This is a genomic window from Ochrobactrum sp. XJ1 (genome assembly GCF_024701725.1).
In the GTDB taxonomy this organism is placed as follows: domain Bacteria; phylum Pseudomonadota; class Alphaproteobacteria; order Rhizobiales; family Rhizobiaceae; genus Brucella; species Brucella anthropi.
On sequence record NZ_VDGD01000033.1, the window covers coordinates 1 to 16,450 of the forward strand.

The following is a 16,450-nucleotide window of genomic DNA, read 5'->3' on the forward strand; positions in this document are numbered from 1 at the left end:
GAGGGTTCCACCCCCGTCACCTTGCCGGATGGGACGCAGACGCACCGCAACACATGGAAGGTTCAGGACGCCGGCGATCTGGCCTATAGCCAGCTAGAACGCCGCCTGTCCCGGTCGGGCGTCAAGGAAACCACGCTCGACTATACCCGTGACTTTGCCGAGCGGCGCGGGATCGCGGAGCAAATGGGCGTCCGCAGCGAGATCGAGATTCCGGCCGAGCGCGCGGCCGGGCTACGTGCGGAGCGGGAGTCGACGGCCGGGGATCATGCGCTTGATCGCAGATCCTCGCAAAAAGTCGGCCGAGATCTTGCGCAGGATCTTCGTGCAGATCCGCGCGAGGATCTCGCCAGCGATCGACAGCAGCGCCGCAATCCGTTCGAGGGCCTGAAACTCGCGCGCGGCGCGGCGGCCGAGGGGCCGCAGCAGGACCGCGCCGGCGAGGACGGCCCGCAGATCGATCAGAAACGGCCACAGCAGGCCGAGAAGCAGCGGCGCGGTATGTTCGCCGGCCTCAAGCTCAATGCGCGTCCTGCACCCTCGCAGGAGCGCAGCGAGCGGCCGGAAAGGGAAGGGAGCTTGCGGCAGGCGCCTGCGCCCGACCGGCTGACCGAGCGGGCGCGGGGGCAGTCGCCGCTTGAGCAGGCCGTTGACCGCTATTCGCGAGCCTATCAGTCGATCGACCAGCATCGGCGCGAGGGCTTGCCGGTCCTCGACATGCAGCGGCAGGAAATGCGCGATGCCGGCCAGCAGCTCGACCAGGTGCAGGGCGGCATGAAAGATTTGATGCGCTCGACCCTGCAAAATGATCCGGAGACGGCGCGCGCCATGACCGAGCTTTCCGGCCGGGAGCGTGTCGCGCAGGTCATCGACGGCATGAAGCGCGAGAACGCCGCGCTGCAAGACCCGAATGTCAGGGCCGAGCGGTTCGTGAACCGCTGGCAGGAACTGGACGGCCAGCGCCAGAAACTTCGCGGCTGGCAGCACGACGAGGCGCGGGGCAAGGTCGAAAGCCAGATGAACGGCCTGACCAAGAGCCTTGAGCGTGACCCGCAGGTAGATTCCATCCTGCGCAATCGCCGTCAGGAGCTTGGAATCGGGCAGGAGCTTCGCCGGGGGCAGAGCATCGCCCATCAGTTGCAAGAGGAAATGACACGCGGCCAGCGGCTCAGCCGGGGCATCGGCATGTCAATGTAGGTTAGGGAGTGACCATGACGGAGCTGGACGACGACAGGGAAGGTATCGAGCCGGAAACACTGGACGAGGACGCCGGCGACCCGGCCGCCGCGTTCGACGCGCTACGGCGCACGATCGAGACGCAGGGCGCGCAGATCGGCGCGGAAATGACGGTCATCCGTCGCGGGCTGGAAGCCGCCTTCGACCAGTTCGAGAAGATCGAGCCGCAGGCCGACTACAAGCCCCAGCTCGCCCAGCTCGTGCAGGCGCTCGACAGCGTTGCGCAACGGATGCACGGCGTTGAACAGTCACCCATTCTCCGGCAGGGCGCGCAGCACTATGCGGCGGCGCTTGAGCGCAGCGGCGAGGGCTTGGTGAGGACGGCCGTGCAACAGCTCGAGCGGCAGGCGTCCGACCTCGAGCGCGCCGGCCGGAATCTTTCGGCGCACGTCGCCAGTGCGCGGGAGCGCAAGCGACAAAATTGGTGGCTTGTCGCCGCGTTCGCTCTCGGCCTGATCGTCGGCGCGCTCGTGATGCTGTTTCTTCCGCGCCTGTTGCCGTTCTCGGCCGCGCCGCGTGTCGCCAGTGTCGTCATGGGCGAAAGGCCGTGGCAGGCCGGTATGAGCCTCATGGCGTTCGGCAGCCCGGAAGCATGGCAGCGGGTGGCGTCGGCCGACCAGCTCATTGAGGCGAACAGGGACTCGGTAGCGGCTTGTTGGGAGGCCGCGCGCACGTCCGGAGGATCAGCGTTGCACCATCACCGTGAAAGCGACGGAATGATCGGCGTTTTCACTCGGCAAACAAGTGTAGAGATCACTTAGGCTCCAAGTCACCGTTCGATTAACTGACCATCATCCGTTAGATACATACCATCTGATAGGTAAACTAGCCCATCTTCGTCGGCGGCATCGGAAAGCTCCGCCCATATCTCAGCCATATCCGACAGTTCCAAGCCGAGGGCATTTGCCAAGGATTGCCCTCCTTGCTCGATTTGGGTTTGGCTCAAGCCAGTAAATTCGACGTAGCGCCTGCCATGGAGGTCGCTTGCATGTCGGGCCGACGCCCCAAATGCGGAAAAGATGCTGGCCGCATGTTCGATGAGGCGTTCTTGATTTGGATATGGGGCTTTACTTCTGTCGTCTTCTCCGGCTGTCGCTGTCATAACAGTATAGGATGCTTGGAACCGAACTATTCTCAGAAGCACAAAACTATCTGACGACAAGCAGTATTGAGCCTGACTAGAATCAAATTTGTCCGACGAAGAAATTGTAGCCACAGGGTTTTCTCTTACGTTGCTGCACCTCTGCAAATGCAGGTGGGTGAGTTTTGTCTCGCTCGCTTGCAACAGCGCCTAGCGTCCCTTGTCGGAAAGGTGTCCATCGGGCGATATCCACAGACCATCCGAAAGATAGGCGTCGTCGCGGCCGTCTCCCCCGATCGCGTTATACAACGCATCCGTACGTTGTCCTAGAATAGGGCTGGCGCTCCTCCGGCTAGGTTTTCGATCTGAAATCGAGACGGCCATTTCGAAGAGGCGCTGTTCGGGATCGGAGCGATTGGTGCGTAAGAGGCGGCCGGCAGGATCAATCAACTCTCCTAACCGAGATGGATCAGATATCGAGGAGCGAACGGCTTCATGATCGTGCCCCAGGCTGACGAGATGTTGCGTTAGCCGCCCGAGCGCGCTCCTGGTTTCTTCTTCTGACGGCTCAAAGTCCTTTGTGATCACACGCAAGATTTTACCGCTCTGACCATCAAAAACGACTTGTCCTGCCTGCGATAGGTCGAACCGGCATGTCATGCCGCGAAAAGATTGCAATCCAGAAAGCACCGCAAGAATGCGCGAAAGCGAGGTGTTAATCGGCCAGTTCTCACGTTCGAAGAGCAAGGGTTTGTCGCTCTTCTGTTCAACTACGATCCAGGATCGGTGGTGAGAGGAAGCGAATGTGAGCCGCCCTGCCAGGAATTCGGGCCAAACAGCGGCCATGATCATAACGGCTTCTTGGACCCCGATGTACTGGTCTTCAGTCCATGAGCGGAGCTGCCGAACGAGCGGCCGCTTTTGATGATAATCTAGCGCCGCAGCGGTCAGAATATCGAAATTCGAAGCGACTCCTTGATTGTTACGGTGTTTTTCGAGCCAATTTTGCTCACTGTCGGCTCGATCTCTCATAAGAAGACGACGAGAGACGCCTATAACGTCCTGATTTGATCCGCCGTTGGCGAATTCTTCAATTATGAGCGGATTTCGAAACCCATCCGGAAGCGTGGTAATATAGCTGTTTTCCGGGTTATCCTCATCTTCATATGGAATGCCGAAGTGGCTTCGGAGGTAATTCTCGGCAACCTCATTCGACCGCTTCTTGCGTTCCTCCGGTGTTAGGTCTTGCTCGTCATCATCCCAGAATTCCTCACTATCCTGGTCGTCCTCTTCACCGTGTATTTCATATAATGGCTCGTAGATCGCCTGAAACGGACTGCCGCCAAAACTTGCCAGAAGACCTCTTGGTCGAACGAGAGCCCAAGTAGGGCCATGCGAACCATTCCCGTTCGAAGGCGAGGAATCACAAATTAGCAGTCCTATCCAATCCGCATGACGGAGATAGACCTTTATTACTTCTACGACATCGTTGGTCGTCATATGTCGTGCGTTGACGACATGCAGAAATATTTCGAAGAAAACGCGCTCTTGCACTTCGGACATGTGCCATGGGACGCGATCACCTTTCAAGCGATCCCATTCGGCAACAAACCTGTCCGATATCTCCTTGGCGACGGAAAATATTTCGTCATCACTCATGATCGCCCCTCTCACTAGCTGCCGCTACTTCTCGGCGCGGCCGTATTCGTATTGTTGTCGGATCAGACCAGAGCCGCTTGCGGATCGAGCGGCTTTCCCTTGAAGGGCGCGACGTTGATCTCCCCTTCCCGCTTGCGGGCTTGGGCAATGTCATAGCTGTTCTGCATCCGCATGAGCGTATCCATCGACACGCCGAAAGCCTTTTCGACCCGGAGCGCCATTTCCGGCGAAAGGTGCGCGCGCTCGTTCAGCACGGCCGACAACGCCGCCCTCGTAACACCGAGAACTTGCGCGGCGCTCGTGACCGAAAGGCCAAGCGGCTCGATGATCTCACTTTTGACGAAGCCGCCGGGGTGGGCGGGATTTTTCATACGGATGCCCTGCATCGCACTCATAGCCACCTCCTAGTGGTAATCTTCATAGTCGAGGTCGATGATCTCGATTTCGGTTTGGTCGATCCGGAACGTGATCCGCCAGTTCTTGGTGACGAACAGGCTCCAGGTGCCTTTTCGATCGCCGGTGAGCTGATGGGCCTTCCAGCTCGGGACCGTGCGCAGCTCGTCTTCCCGCTCCATATCTTGGAGGAAGGTGGCGATGCGACGGACTTTCGGCACTACGGCCACCTCCAAGTCGGTGGCGTCATCATCTTCGATGAAGCGGCGTAACCCCTTATGGACCACGTTTCGGATTCTCATGTGCCGTCACTATCAAGCTAAACGTATAGTGTCAAGCGACGCTATACAGTTCATCACCTCATAGCCTTGTCGCGCAAGTCCTAAAACCCGCGACACATCGGCCGCCCCCGGAAAATCAGGGCTTTTCGTGTCGCATGTCTTTGTCGCAAGTGGTAGAAAACTTGCGACATGATTTGCGACAGGGGGAAGCCGTGAGCAGCCGACCAGATTCCGACGCCGGCCGCGTGTTCATCGGCTATGCCCGCGTTTCGACTCGCGGCCAGGACCTCGATGCGCAGCGGGCCGCCCTGGGTGCGGCCGGCTGCGTCCGCATCTTCGAGGAAAAGGCTTCCGGGGCGAAGCGGGATCGGCCCGAGCTGGCGCGGATGCTCGACCATCTGCGTGCCGGCGACGTGGTGACGATCACCAGGCTAGACCGCCTCGCCCGATCGACCGGCGACCTTCTGGCGATCGCGGAGCGGATCAAGGAGGCCGGCGCTGGCCTGCGTTCGCTGGCCGAGCCGTGGGCCGATACCACGACGCCGGCGGGGCGCATGGTGTTGACCGTGTTCGCCGGCATCGCGGATTTCGAGCGCAGCTTGATCGTGGAGCGCACGAGCGCCGGCCGGATCGCGGCGAAAGCCCGAGGCGTGAAGTTCGGCCCCTCCCCTGCCCTGTCGGCCGAGCAGATCGCCCATGCCCGCCAGCTTATCCATGACGACAAGAAGCCGGTGGCGGAAGTCGCCCGGCTCTTGGGCGTGCATCGTGCCACGCTCTACCGGGCGCTTGAGAACGCATTGACGTGAATACGCATTGACGTAACCACGTTTAGTTGCCGGCCCTAGAAGTAGGGGTCGCAACAAGATTAGTTCAAAATCGTACGTTTAGGTCGAACGAATAAGGAACGCGCTATTCTGCTGACTTCAAACGTTGCCGCCACATATGATCACCCAAAGCCTGCGATACTGCCTCGGAAGTTCACCTTCAGAAATTGCAGCTAACGCCAACGCGCCGCTTGGCTCCGCCTTTATGCCTGTTTCACGGGCCATAAGCGCTTGCGCTTCGATGACGCCTGCGTCCGATGCTGCAAGTGTACGGACCCCGATTTTCTGAAGAATGCTAAAAGCAAGCGAGCCTATTTCGGTAACTCTCAGAGCATCACAAATCGTCTGCTCTTGAGCAACGATCTCAACGGGATGCGACACGTTAAGAGCTGCATACAGGCGTGGAAAATGCTCAGGCTCAGCTACATAAATATCATTTTCGAGTCCACTGATCCGTAGTCCCAGGGAGGTTCCTGCCGCTAAACCACCGCCGCCGCAAGCAACGACAATGGCATCGTCGGGTGAACCTTCAACTTTCATTGCGCGGGCGAGTTCCACACCAAGGGAACAGCCACCGACAAGCATCGAAGCATCCCTAAACGGATGAAGCAATGGTAATCCCCGCGCTTTTGCTTCCAGTTCCGCACAGTCAACAAAGTCAGATCGTGGTACGAGTAGGACTTCCGAACCAGAATTCAGGGCCATTTCTCGTTTTGCAGCAGGTGCGTCGTCAGGCATTACCACCGTCGCAGGAATGCTAAGCTTTGATGCAGCCAGCCCCACAGCTATTGGGAAGTTTCCGGAACCGCAAGCAACAACGCCTTCCGGATGTTTGCTAACTCCGAGTATGGCTCCCCTATATTTGAAGGATCCTGCATGTTGTCGGGATTCATCTACCAGCCGGACTTCCTTGGAGTTCTTTGCTACGGGAGTCAGATCGGCAAACTGGACGGGCGCGCTGTGGCTTAGAACAAACTCGATATCGGTTTCCAAGTTTTCCGAGAGCTTTTGTGCGCTTAGCGAGAAGTGATCCATTTGCTGCTAACTCTAATGTTTGTGGAAGATAAATCAATGATCGGCGAGATGGCCCAAAAATTAGGTTTTTGACCTTTCCATTTCGAAAAAGGTGCACAATTCATCTCGGTCACGAGCAGGCGCAAAGACAAGCTGCTCGCCAGTCCTGTGCATTCCCAGTTTCATCAGGAGATTATGAGAAACGGTATTTTCGGTTTGGGCGCCTGCTCGCATAGAGTGAGTTTTCAATTCTTCAAAACAGACCGCAATCAGGCCTTGGGCGGCTTCATACCCCAATCCCATGCCGTGAACTTCCTCAGAAAGCCAGTAGCCGATTTCGCCAGTTCGTTTTCCGTCACATTCTTCAAAATCGACCTTGATCCAACCTATAACCTGATTATCGGCTTGGTTCACGATTACCAGTGGAAGCGTGCGTTGTTCTGTATGTCCAACAAGCGCTTTATCAATAATCCTGTCTGCTGCTTGTTGCGTAAGCGGGAATGGCCAAACTGCTACCCATCGGCTGATCGCAGGTGTCATTAATTTTCGAAGTGCAGCGCTATCTGACATCTTTACCAGACGCAGTTCTAAGCGCTCGGTTAGCATTTTGAACGATTCCAACGGTTCACCTGTCATTCATTTTCCCAACGTTTTTGGCAGCCTGATCCCGAATGCGCATGATCGTTTGCCGACTGGTGGCAAATTTTCGAGCAATAGCTGAAATACTTATTCCTGCTACCAGCTCGGCGTGCACGTCCAATTTTTGTTTATCGCTAAGTGTCGATGGGCGCCCCAGAGATTTCCCCTCTGACTTGGCTCGCTTGAGGCCAGACTGCGTGCGCTCAATCAGCAGATCGCGCTCGAATTGCGCCACAGCATTCAGCACATTCATGGTCATCGTACCGGCTGAACTGGTTAGATCAGCGCCGCCCAATGCGAGGCAGTAAACCCTGACGCCCATTTCTGCGAGCGCTTTGACAGTGCTGCTGACATCGATAGCATCACGACCAAGGCGGTCGAGCTTGGTAACGATCAAAATGTCACCGGCCTCCATCTTATCCAACAGCTTTGAGAAGCCACGGCGCTGCGCAATGGCCGTACTGCCGGAAACCGTCTCGGTGACGATCCGGCGGGGCTCCACATGAAAGCCGGCGGCTTTTATTTCCTGAATCTGGTTTTCAGTTGTCTGTCCGGTCGTCGAGACGCGGACATAGGCAAAGGTGCGTGGCATGAGCTCGATTTCGTCCGAATAGGATGTCCGAAATATCTCTGCTGTTCGAAACTGTGTCAAGATAATTTGTGGACAGGGTGTTTTGCCCCTGTACGCAATCGGACGATTCCGTACAGGGGTGAGCAAGTAGTGCAGAGTTGCGAGAGTAAAGAATGGCCAAGCGGACGCTTCTAAAAATCCAGGATCGACATGAGCTTTTCGACATTCCTACCGATGAAGATAGTTTGATCAGACATTATTCGCTTTCACCGGCGGATCGCCTGGAAATAGAGCTTCGTCGGCGCAAGCAAAATCAGCTTGGCTTTGCGGTGCAACTTTGTCTGATGCGTTACCCTGGAAGAGCGCTTCTGCCGAACGAAGTTCCCCCACCGATGCTGCTCAACTATATTGCCGAGCAGATCAACGTCGATCCACGGTTATTTAATTTATATGCAACGCGTGAGGAAACCCGACGCGAACATATCGGACACTTGCAGCGTTATCTCGAGCTGCGGAGTGCAACCGCTGAAGACCGTCGCGCCGCTTTGCGTGCGGGCATTGAAGCAGCCTCCCAAACAGATAAAGGCTTGCCGATAGCAAAAGCGATTATCGCCACATTCCGCGAACGATGCGTTCTCCTACCGGTAGTGAATATGATCGAGCGTATGGGGCTGGCAGCACGTTCCATCGCTCGCCGTCGCGCAGAGGGTGTGCTCATTGCTGATCTCAGTGATAAAAAACTGGAAACCCTGGATAGCCTATTGGACGTTGACCCGGCGATCCGTCAGACGCGGTTCAATTGGTTGCGGTCCGCTCCTGACGCCCCGGGAGCAGGAAATCTGATTGGAATGACGGAGCGCATAGCGTTCCTACGCCATCTTGAGATCGATCCCCAGCTGCAACTTCGCATTCCCGCCGGTCGGTGGGATCAGATGATCCGCGAGGGCGATGCCACTCCGGCCTGGCTTGCCAGTGACTTCAGTTCCAGTCGTCGTCGCGCTACAATTGTGGCTCAGCTTATCAAGCTCGGCCAGAAGCTCACCGACGATGCGGTAACAATGTTCATCAAGCTGATCGGTCGGCTGTTCTCAAAAGCCAATAACAGGAAAAAGCAGCGGCATATGAATGCTCGGATGGAAACATCCAGAGCGCTCAAATTATTCCTCGACACAATTGTCGCCTTGCAGAACGCCAACGATGCCGATGAAGATGTTATGAGCGTAGTGAATAGGCAAGTCGGCTGGCATAAGCTGCTCCAGATCAAGCCTAACCTTGAAGCTATGGTCGAGAACGCGGACACATCGCCTTTGGTGATGGCGGCAGAACAGTACGCCAATGTTCGAAAGTTTGCGGGCGGTTTCATCCAGACATTCATGTTTCACTCACATCGAAGGTATGATCCGCTGCTGGCAGCGATCTCAACCCTGAAAGGGCTTTATGCGGAAGGGAAGCGCATTCTGCCTGATCGTGTGCCGGTCGGTCATCTCGGATCGTCGGAGAAAAAGCTCATCTTTGATGGCGGAAAGCCGGATCGGCGACTTTATGAGATTGCAACCCTGGCCCATTTGCGCGATCGGCTACGCTCGGGGGATGTCTGGGTTGATGGCAGCCGATCATTCCGACCGATTGACGAACATCTCTTACCTAAGCCTGCTTTCGTCGCCATGAAAGATGAAGGCAAACTCGGTCTTGGAGTTCATGGCGATGGGGCTGCATGGCTCGCGGAAGTCCGGCAGATGATGGACTTTAATCTCAAGCGCCTGGCTTATCGCGCTCGCAATAGAAAGCTCGATCACGTCAGGCTGGAAGCCGGAACCCTGATTGTGACGCCGCGTGCGAGCGATATTCCCGCAGCAGCGGATGGACTGAACGTCGAAATCAGCGAAATGTATCCGTTGATCGAAGTGCCGGACCTTCTCAGGGAAGTGCATGACTGGACCAGATTTGCCGATCAGTTCACGCATGTCCGAACAGGAGATGCGCCGCAAAACATCTCCGCTATGCTCGCCGGCGTTCTGGCGGACGGTACAAATCTCGGACCAAAGCGTATGGCAGGAGCGTCAAAGGGGATCAGCGCCCACCAGATCGGATGGATGCGCACCTTTCACGCCCGATCCGAAACCTACAGGGCGGCGCAAGCTTGTGTAACAGACGCTCATACGCGCCATCCACATTCGCTGCTGTGGGGAGATGGATCGACCGCATCATCCGATGGGCAATTCTTCCGTGCCAGCGACCGGGCCGCCAAGCGCGGTGACATCAATCTGCATTATGGCAGTGAACCCGGTTCGAAATTCTACAGCCATCTCTCCGATCAGTACGGATACTTTGGCATATTGCCAATCAGCCCGACTGAAAGCGAGGCCGTCTATGTCCTCGACGGTCTGTTCGATCACGACACGAGTCTGGAGATCGAGGAGCATTTTACCGATACCGGTGGCGCGAGCGATCATGTCTTTGCGCTCTTCGCCCTGATCGGCAAGCGTTTTGCGCCGCGACTTCGAAACATCAAGGACCGGAAATTCCACACATTCGAGAAAGCCGACGCCTATCCGGCGCTGGACAGCCATATCGGCGCACAGATCAACACCGCGCTCATTCTCGAACATTGGGATGACCTTCTACGTCTGGCAGCATCGATCACAACAGGCACAGTTGCGCCATCAACAATCCTGAAAAGGTTCTCTGCTTCCTCGAAATCCAGCGAACTCGCAAAAGCTTTGCGTGAACTTGGCCGTATCGAGCGCACACTGTTCATGATCGAGTGGTATTCCAGCTCGGCGCTGCGCCGACGTTGTCAGGCTGGTCTCAACAAGGGCGAAGCCGCCCACAAGCTGAAACGCGCCGTCTTCTTCCACGAGCGCGGTGAAATCCGTGATCGCTCCTACGACAGCCAGGCATTCCGGGCTTCCGGCCTCAATCTGGTCGTCAGTGCTATTGTTTACTGGAATACCGTCTATCTCAGTCGCGCCACTGCACATTTGCGGCAACAAGGCCGGAATATTCCAGACGAGTTATTGAAACATGTCTCGCCACTCAGTTGGGAACACATAAACCTCACCGGGATCTATTCCTGGGATGCAGAACAGCAAATGACAGACGGCTTCAGGCCGTTGCGGCGCACCGGTCGATTGTTGCATGCTGCATGATTTTGGAGTTAACTCCGGCTAGGGGGGAATGACAACGTAAGTGATCAGGGTCGTGCCCGTGCGGATGTTGCCGTAGTATCGGACAGGCAGTAAGAAGTGTGCAAACTCCTGTTTGCACGAAGGGGTGCAGTTTGAAGGCTTTATCAATTGTCGCGCCAAGCGGATCGAAAATCGTAAGCGGTCTCAAAACGCTTGAGGTGAGGCGGTGGTCTCCAAGCCTTCGGCCCGACGAAGATCTACTAATCGTTGAGAATGATCGTTTCCTACGAGCAGATGGCGAAGAGGATCAAGACGGTAGAGCTGTTGCCATCGTGAGGATCGCATCTGTCAGGCCGTTTCTGCATTCGGATATGGCCGCAGCTTGCGCGAACTATTTTGAAGAGGGATGGTTAGCGTGGGAACTTACGAACATACGGCAGATTACTTATTCAAAGCCGGTGCTCGCTGCACGAGGCATTTATGAATTCTCTATAGATATTTAGTATCCATCATAACCCGCGTGGTCAGCGCACCTGCAAAGCAAGCCATGAGGGTCAATTCGGACAGTGTAAGTAGCCTTATTGTGTCGTTTCAATCCGAACCGGAACTGACCGCAAGTTCATCGTTTGTTCGCGCTTAGCGTACGATTTTTGACTGCTCTTGTTCTGACCCCAAGTAGTGCCTTTCGCGGTTCCTTCCGCAAGGGATTGCAGAATCGGGCGAGTTCGTCCTTACTGCTAAGAATGAAGCGCGACTCGGAAAGGATTCGGAAGGACGTTGCCGCCCATCGGGCGCGGCAGCTTGCGGCCGGCCGTATCGCGCTGACCACGTATGTTCCGACTGATCTTCTCGCCCAAATCGACAAGATCAAGGAGCAGCGGGGCGTGCTTGGCCGCGCGCCGATCATCGAGGAAGCATTGAGGCTCTATATCGAAGCGAAGCAAGGGACATAACGGCAAAACGCCCGACCGCGCCAACGGTCGAGCGTTTTTGTAGGCCGTCAGACACACCGTAGAGACGGGGCCAAAGCTCTCCCCTTATCTACGCTACAGCACTCCAATCCGCAAGATTGATTCTTGCGGAAACAGGAAAGCCGTGCCTGCCGTCCGCGCCGTCATGTCCTTCAAATGGAAGGACGACAGGCATGTTGAGGACGCAGATCGCGGCCGCGATCGGCTGCGCGCGCGCAAGCGCGCTTGATGAGATCATGCGGGAGGTATGGACGCGCTACAGCGCCGGCCAGCTCACCGAGGAAGACGCCGGGCAGCTCTCCACGCTCGCCCATGAGCGCCGCGAGGCGTGGCGGGGATCGGGACAGGCCGGGCTTGGCCTGGTCATGCCCCCGGCCGAGCGATGCCCGACGCCAGTTCGCCGGCATAGTCATATCCGGGGCCGATCGGAGGGCCGGATATGGCGGCCGACGACGCGCAAGGACGTTCAGGCAATCTTGAAGGCGGCCGAAATCTACAATGAGGCCGGCTTGCACGAGAAGGGCGAGCGAAGCGGCCCGCTAGGATCGGTGGCGCTCGACGTGCTGCGGCTGTTCGTCAATCTCATAGACTTCCGCACCGGCCGGTTAGAGCCGTCAATCACCACGATCATGGATCGGCTAGGCCGGTCGCGCGATACGATCGTGCGGGCGCTGAAGAACCTGCGGGCGCATGGTTTCATCGACTGGCTGCGGCGCTACGAGCCGACCGGCAACGAGGGGCGCGGCCCACAGGTCCAGCAGACGAGCAACGCCTATCGCCTGTCCTTGCCGGAAAAGGCCCGTCAGTTTCTCGGCAGGTTCGGCAAGGCCCCGCCCCCGCCTGCTGATCATGGACAGGATCAGCAGGCATGGAGCGAGGCAATCGACGCCTACAAGACCACCCTGCCCCTCGATGAGCGGACGCAGCTCGACACCGGCGATAGCCCGCTCGGTAAGGCCCTCGTGATGCTGGCAAAGAGTGTGATGAAACGTGAGTCCGATAACCAGACTGAATCCCCATCTGATCTTTATCTAAGAGGGCAAACATAAGCGGTCGCCGCTGTTCGGGCTGCTTGCGCAGCCCTGCGGCGGTTCCGATCCGCGTATAAGGCGGATCGGGAGGCGGCACCCTCACAGCAAAACCGCCACGTTCGCGCCGGCGGCAACCGTCCTACGGGCTTTCGAGAGGGAGCGAGGGGCAAGGGCGGGGCTTAATATTTGCTGTATTGCCAGCAATAAGGCATTTAAGCAAAAATTCTTGCCGTCAATGCGGTTTGCTGCTATGCCAGCAATATGAAAACAATCGCCATAGTCAGCCAAAAAGGCGGGGCTGGAAAAACCACCCTCGCCTTGCACCTTGCTACGGCCGCCGAGGCGGCCGGGCTTCCCGCCGCTATCATCGACCTTGACCCCCAGGCAAGCGCCGCCGGATGGGGCGATAGCCGACGAGGTGAGGCCCCGGTTGTCGTCGCGCTTCCTCACACTCGTTTGCCGCAAGGCTTGCAGGCCGCGACCGATGGCGGGGCCGAGCTGGTCGTGATCGACACCGCGCCGCACTCGGAAGCGGCCGCAATGGCGGCAACGCGATCGTCCGACATGGTGTTGATCCCGTGCCGAGCCGGAATCCTCGATCTTCGCGCGATCGGAAGCACGGCCGAGCTGGTGAAACTCGCCCAAAAGCCGGCCTTTGTCGTTTTGAACGCCGTGCCGCCGCGTGCCACGCAGCTTCTGGCCGATGCGCGGGAAGCCGTTCAGGTTCACGGCTTGGAGGTTGCCCCCGTCGCCTTCCAGCAGCGGGCGGCTTTCGGACATGCGCTCACGGCCGGCAAAACCGCTCCGGAGTATGAGCCGGCCGGCAAAGCCAGCGAGGAAGTGTCCGAATTGCTGACCTGGCTTAGAGGCCAATTGCTGATTTGACGGCAAGCTGTATTGCCAGCAATAAGGCATAATGGTATTGCTGGCAAACTGGCAGTTTGATGGGATAAAACCATGTCGAAAAGACCGAGTTTAGCCGCGAGCATGAAGGCCGTGGGCGCGCAGACCACGCCGCCTGTTGCGCCTATCGCGGAATCCGCCCCCGCGCCGACCCCGGATCGTGCCGAGGGTAAGCGTTACCATGCCGCCACGCGGGCCGGAATGAAGCGGGTGACAGTCGTGGTCGAGCCGGAGGAACATCGCCGGGTTAAGCGGCTGTCAGCCGACACCGACCGCTCCATTGAAGACCTCATGCGCGAGGCGCTTGCTGACTTGCTGGCAAAACATAGTGCTTGATTGCCAGCAAAGCGGCGATGCGGTAAGGGCCTTGAAGTGTAACGCTATGTGTCATACATTCAGGGGCGAGGAAGTCGCGTGAGGGTTTTCAAAAACAGCCGTTTTCACAAGTTTGCCCGAAAGGAGAAAATCTCTGACGCGATGCTTTGTGAGGCTGTAGAGCGGGCTGAGCGCGGCCAGATCGACGCCGATCTAGGGGCCGGCCTTATCAAGCAACGAGTAGCGCGGCCCGGCGCTGGAAAGTCTGGCGGCTTCCGAACGCTGGTTTTCTTCCGCGCGGAGACGAGGGCGGTTTTCGCGTTCGGGTTTGCCAAGAGCGATATGGCGAACCTTGATGATGCGGAAGAAGCCTACTTGAAGAAGGCCGCAAAGCTGGTCTTGGGGTTTGCAGATGCGCAGATGGACGCGGAAGTTGCTGCGGGTCGAATGTTCGAGGTGAATTGCGATGAGCAAGACTTACAAGAGTGAAGCTCTGGCGGCCGTCCATGAGATGATGGAAGGCTTCTATGAGTCCGGCGCGATCGACAAGCAGACGATGCGCGAATTTGACGAGGGGTGTCTGACAACCGTTGAGCCGCTGACCCCCGAGGAAATCCGTTCTATTCGTGAGCGTGAGCGTATCTCGCAGCCTGTCTTTGCCCGCTATCTCAACGTGAGTAAGGGGCTGGTGTCAGATTGGGAACGTGGGGTGAAGAAGCCCGGCGGCCCGGCGCTGCGGCTGCTGACCGTTATTCAGAAAAGGGGCCTTGAGGCGATTGCCTGATTGCTGGCAAGTTGGCAAACAAGCAATTTGGCAAGTTGTCTGCCTGCATCCCGCCCCCGGCCGTCCCTACGGCCCTAGATGATGAGAGCGGGACGGCCGGGGGCTAGCGTCGCGGGTGTGGCCTGGTTGAGCGATGCCGGCGAGCAGCCGGCCCCGGCCCGGAGGGAACGCGCTCCCACATAGCGCCGAAGTGACCGGAGGGCCGCAAGAGAGAAGCCCCGGTGCGTCAGCGCCGGGACCGCTTTTCCCATCTGGCCGGCTCGGGCAGGGGGGCTTCGCGCTTTTCGCGCAGTAGGGCTTTCATTTCTTCCATCGAAATACCCGGTCGGGAATCATCGGCCGCCACCTGTATGCGGCGCTTGAGTAGTTCCCGGCGCAGATCGGCATGGGGTGCCAGCTCCTTATGCTCGCCCAGGATCACGAACACGGCTTCGGACGGATCAAGGAACGTGTCCTGTTCGATCAGATCGAGCAGCCACAGGGCCAGCGACGGCGGCAGATAGGCTTCAAACCGCAAGCCGCCCTTGGCGGCCTGGTCACGGAGCTGCTTGGCCTGTTCAACGGCATGGGCCTTGTCGGCGGGATCGGGCCATTCGGGCGCATCGGTGTCGGTCATGGTTTCATCCTTTATGCCTGGTCGAACAGCCCCCGGAATTCTGCATCGGCGTAATAGGCGAGCTTGCCGGCGACGATCGGCCGTTGCCCGGCGAGGAACAGCAATTCGACATGCTGCGGCAGGTTGCGGACCTCATCGGGGGTCAGCAGCGGCCGGGCCGTGTGTTGCTCGCCATAGGAGAGGCCGGATTTTTCGGAATCGAGCGCCCGGCTCATGATCTGGAACACCACGGTTTCCTGCCCGAGCAGATCGGAGACGAGGCGGGCGCTGTCGTGATCGTTGACACCGAACACCTGTAGGACGCCGGCGTTTGACAGGAAGGTTCCGGCGCGTTGCCCGTAGGTGGCGCGGAGCTGGTGAACGTCTTGCAGGATCGGCCAGAGCTGGACGCCATAGCCGGCCATGAGGCCCATTGCGCGCTCGACGGGGGCGAGGTGGCCGAGGGCGGCGAACTCATCCAGCAGGTAGAGGACCGGCACGGCCGGCTTGGCGGGGTCGCGCGCCATGTCGGTCAGGCTTTGCGCGACGAGCAGACGCAGCCAGCGGGAATAGGTGGCGAGGCGATCGGGCGGCAGGACGAGGAACACCGAGGCGTTGCGGCGCTTGAGATTGGCAAAGCGGAAATCGGATCGGCCGAGGACCGCGACCATGCGGGGGCTGTCGAGGAAATGGGTATGGCGCTGCGCGGCCGAGAGGACGCCGGCCGCTTCCCGGTCGGATTTGCCGAGGTGGCGGTTTGCGGCGCGGGCGATCAGGCCGCCGGCGGCCGTTGACGCCTGCATGTCCTTCAGGAGCGCCGCGAAGGCTTCAGGGGCGAGGGTGAGAGCTTCGCGCAGGGTAGCGAGGTTTCGCCTGTCGCGCGGCTCGCTGGCGGCAATATGGAGGATCAGGCCGGCAATGAGCGCCTTGGCTTCCTCGTTCCAATGCGCCTCGCCGGCCATGCCCGGTTCATCGAACACGAGGGCGTCGGCCAAGGTGCTTGCATCTTCCGCGACATCGAGGCCGGC

19 protein-coding genes and 1 pseudogene are annotated in these 16,450 nt (G+C 58.3%); 11 read left to right on the forward strand and 9 right to left on the reverse strand.

The genetic code is table 11. The features are described 5' to 3' along the window. Window positions 1-1,194: pseudogene (locus tag FG152_RS26330) on the forward strand (Ti-type conjugative transfer relaxase TraA); the annotation flags it as partial. Between the two features lie 14 nt (window positions 1,195-1,208). After that, entirely contained in the window at window positions 1,209-1,994 is a 786-nt protein-coding gene (locus FG152_RS26335) for a DUF6118 family protein (protein WP_245292662.1), read from the forward strand. A gap of 8 nt (window positions 1,995-2,002) precedes the next feature. Here FG152_RS26335 and FG152_RS26340 read toward each other — a convergent pair whose 3' ends face one another. The 4 genes from FG152_RS26340 to FG152_RS26355 all read right to left on the reverse strand — a co-directional run bounded on the left by FG152_RS26340 (window position 2,003) and on the right by FG152_RS26355 (window position 4,668). Next, window positions 2,003-2,335, reverse strand: coding sequence for a hypothetical protein (locus FG152_RS26340; protein ID WP_092938933.1), 333 nt, complete (start codon window positions 2,333-2,335; stop codon window positions 2,003-2,005). Between the two features lie 189 nt (window positions 2,336-2,524). Then, the gene (locus tag FG152_RS26345) at window positions 2,525-3,973 is read right to left on the reverse strand and encodes a hypothetical protein (RefSeq protein WP_216333528.1); all 1,449 of its coding nucleotides are present in this window, start codon (window positions 3,971-3,973) and stop codon (window positions 2,525-2,527) included. Window positions 3,974-4,035: 62 nt separating this feature from the next. Next, complete coding sequence (locus FG152_RS26350) at window positions 4,036-4,368, reverse strand: HigA family addiction module antitoxin (RefSeq protein WP_092938937.1); 333 nt, start codon at window positions 4,366-4,368, stop codon at window positions 4,036-4,038. A 9-nt stretch (window positions 4,369-4,377) separates the two neighbouring features. Next, the gene (locus FG152_RS26355) at window positions 4,378-4,668 is read right to left on the reverse strand and encodes a type II toxin-antitoxin system RelE/ParE family toxin (protein ID WP_092938939.1); all 291 of its coding nucleotides are present in this window, start codon (window positions 4,666-4,668) and stop codon (window positions 4,378-4,380) included. A gap of 224 nt (window positions 4,669-4,892) precedes the next feature. Here FG152_RS26355 and FG152_RS26360 point away from each other — a divergent pair, with 224 nt between their 5' ends. Then, window positions 4,893-5,453: a recombinase family protein gene (locus FG152_RS26360; protein WP_024899704.1), complete on the forward strand. Its 561-nt coding sequence runs from the start codon at window positions 4,893-4,895 to the stop codon at window positions 5,451-5,453. A 117-nt stretch (window positions 5,454-5,570) separates the two neighbouring features. Here the strand turns inward: FG152_RS26360 and FG152_RS26365 are convergent, their stop codons facing one another. Genes FG152_RS26365 through FG152_RS26375 form a run of 3 tightly spaced genes read right to left on the reverse strand, consistent with a single transcriptional unit; the run spans window position 5,571 to window position 7,716 of the window. After that, window positions 5,571-6,506 (reverse strand): pyridoxal-phosphate dependent enzyme, encoded by a 936-nt coding sequence (locus FG152_RS26365; protein WP_247997864.1) that lies wholly within the window; start codon window positions 6,504-6,506, stop codon window positions 5,571-5,573. A 60-nt stretch (window positions 6,507-6,566) separates the two neighbouring features. After that, entirely contained in the window at window positions 6,567-7,121 is a 555-nt protein-coding gene (locus FG152_RS26370) for a GNAT family N-acetyltransferase (protein WP_247997880.1), read from the reverse strand. Continuing rightward, entirely contained in the window at window positions 7,111-7,716 is a 606-nt protein-coding gene (locus tag FG152_RS26375; protein WP_247997881.1) for a recombinase family protein, read from the reverse strand. The genes FG152_RS26370 and FG152_RS26375 overlap by 11 nt, the downstream gene beginning before the upstream one ends. A 152-nt stretch (window positions 7,717-7,868) precedes the next feature. On the opposite strand from FG152_RS26375, the gene FG152_RS26380 reads away from it, so the two are divergent. From FG152_RS26380 to FG152_RS26415, 8 genes are all read left to right on the forward strand, one after another. Further along, complete coding sequence (locus tag FG152_RS26380) at window positions 7,869-10,844, forward strand: Tn3 family transposase (protein ID WP_313534084.1); 2,976 nt, start codon at window positions 7,869-7,871, stop codon at window positions 10,842-10,844. 98 nt (window positions 10,845-10,942) lie between these two features. After that, window positions 10,943-11,326: an ASCH domain-containing protein gene (locus FG152_RS26385; RefSeq protein WP_265986161.1), complete on the forward strand. Its 384-nt coding sequence runs from the start codon at window positions 10,943-10,945 to the stop codon at window positions 11,324-11,326. A gap of 240 nt (window positions 11,327-11,566) precedes the next feature. After that, complete coding sequence (locus tag FG152_RS26390) at window positions 11,567-11,776, forward strand: ribbon-helix-helix protein, CopG family (protein WP_024899703.1); 210 nt, start codon at window positions 11,567-11,569, stop codon at window positions 11,774-11,776. A 191-nt stretch (window positions 11,777-11,967) separates the two neighbouring features. Then, window positions 11,968-12,843: a helix-turn-helix domain-containing protein gene (locus FG152_RS26395; protein ID WP_030092364.1), complete on the forward strand. Its 876-nt coding sequence runs from the start codon at window positions 11,968-11,970 to the stop codon at window positions 12,841-12,843. Between the two features lie 243 nt (window positions 12,844-13,086). Then, window positions 13,087-13,710: a nucleotide-binding protein gene (locus FG152_RS26400; RefSeq protein ID WP_498989298.1), complete on the forward strand. Its 624-nt coding sequence runs from the start codon at window positions 13,087-13,089 to the stop codon at window positions 13,708-13,710. A gap of 72 nt (window positions 13,711-13,782) precedes the next feature. Next, window positions 13,783-14,064: a ribbon-helix-helix domain-containing protein gene (locus FG152_RS26405; RefSeq protein WP_037506114.1), complete on the forward strand. Its 282-nt coding sequence runs from the start codon at window positions 13,783-13,785 to the stop codon at window positions 14,062-14,064. 78 nt (window positions 14,065-14,142) lie between these two features. Continuing rightward, entirely contained in the window at window positions 14,143-14,532 is a 390-nt protein-coding gene (locus FG152_RS26410; protein WP_019200205.1) for a type II toxin-antitoxin system RelE/ParE family toxin, read from the forward strand. Next, a complete protein-coding gene (locus FG152_RS26415; protein WP_024899700.1) occupies window positions 14,510-14,827 on the forward strand; it encodes a helix-turn-helix domain-containing protein in 318 nt (105 codons plus the stop codon). Before FG152_RS26410 ends, FG152_RS26415 begins: the two co-directional genes overlap by 23 nt. Before the next feature lie 226 nt (window positions 14,828-15,053). Here the strand turns inward: FG152_RS26415 and FG152_RS26420 are convergent, their stop codons facing one another. Both FG152_RS26420 and FG152_RS26425 read right to left on the reverse strand, forming a co-directional pair. Beyond that, entirely contained in the window at window positions 15,054-15,443 is a 390-nt protein-coding gene (locus FG152_RS26420) for a hypothetical protein (protein ID WP_030092366.1), read from the reverse strand. An 11-nt stretch (window positions 15,444-15,454) separates the two neighbouring features. Beyond that, window positions 15,455-16,450: type IV secretory system conjugative DNA transfer family protein (locus tag FG152_RS26425; RefSeq protein ID WP_498989302.1), on the reverse strand; the 996-nt coding region annotated here is incomplete at its 5' end.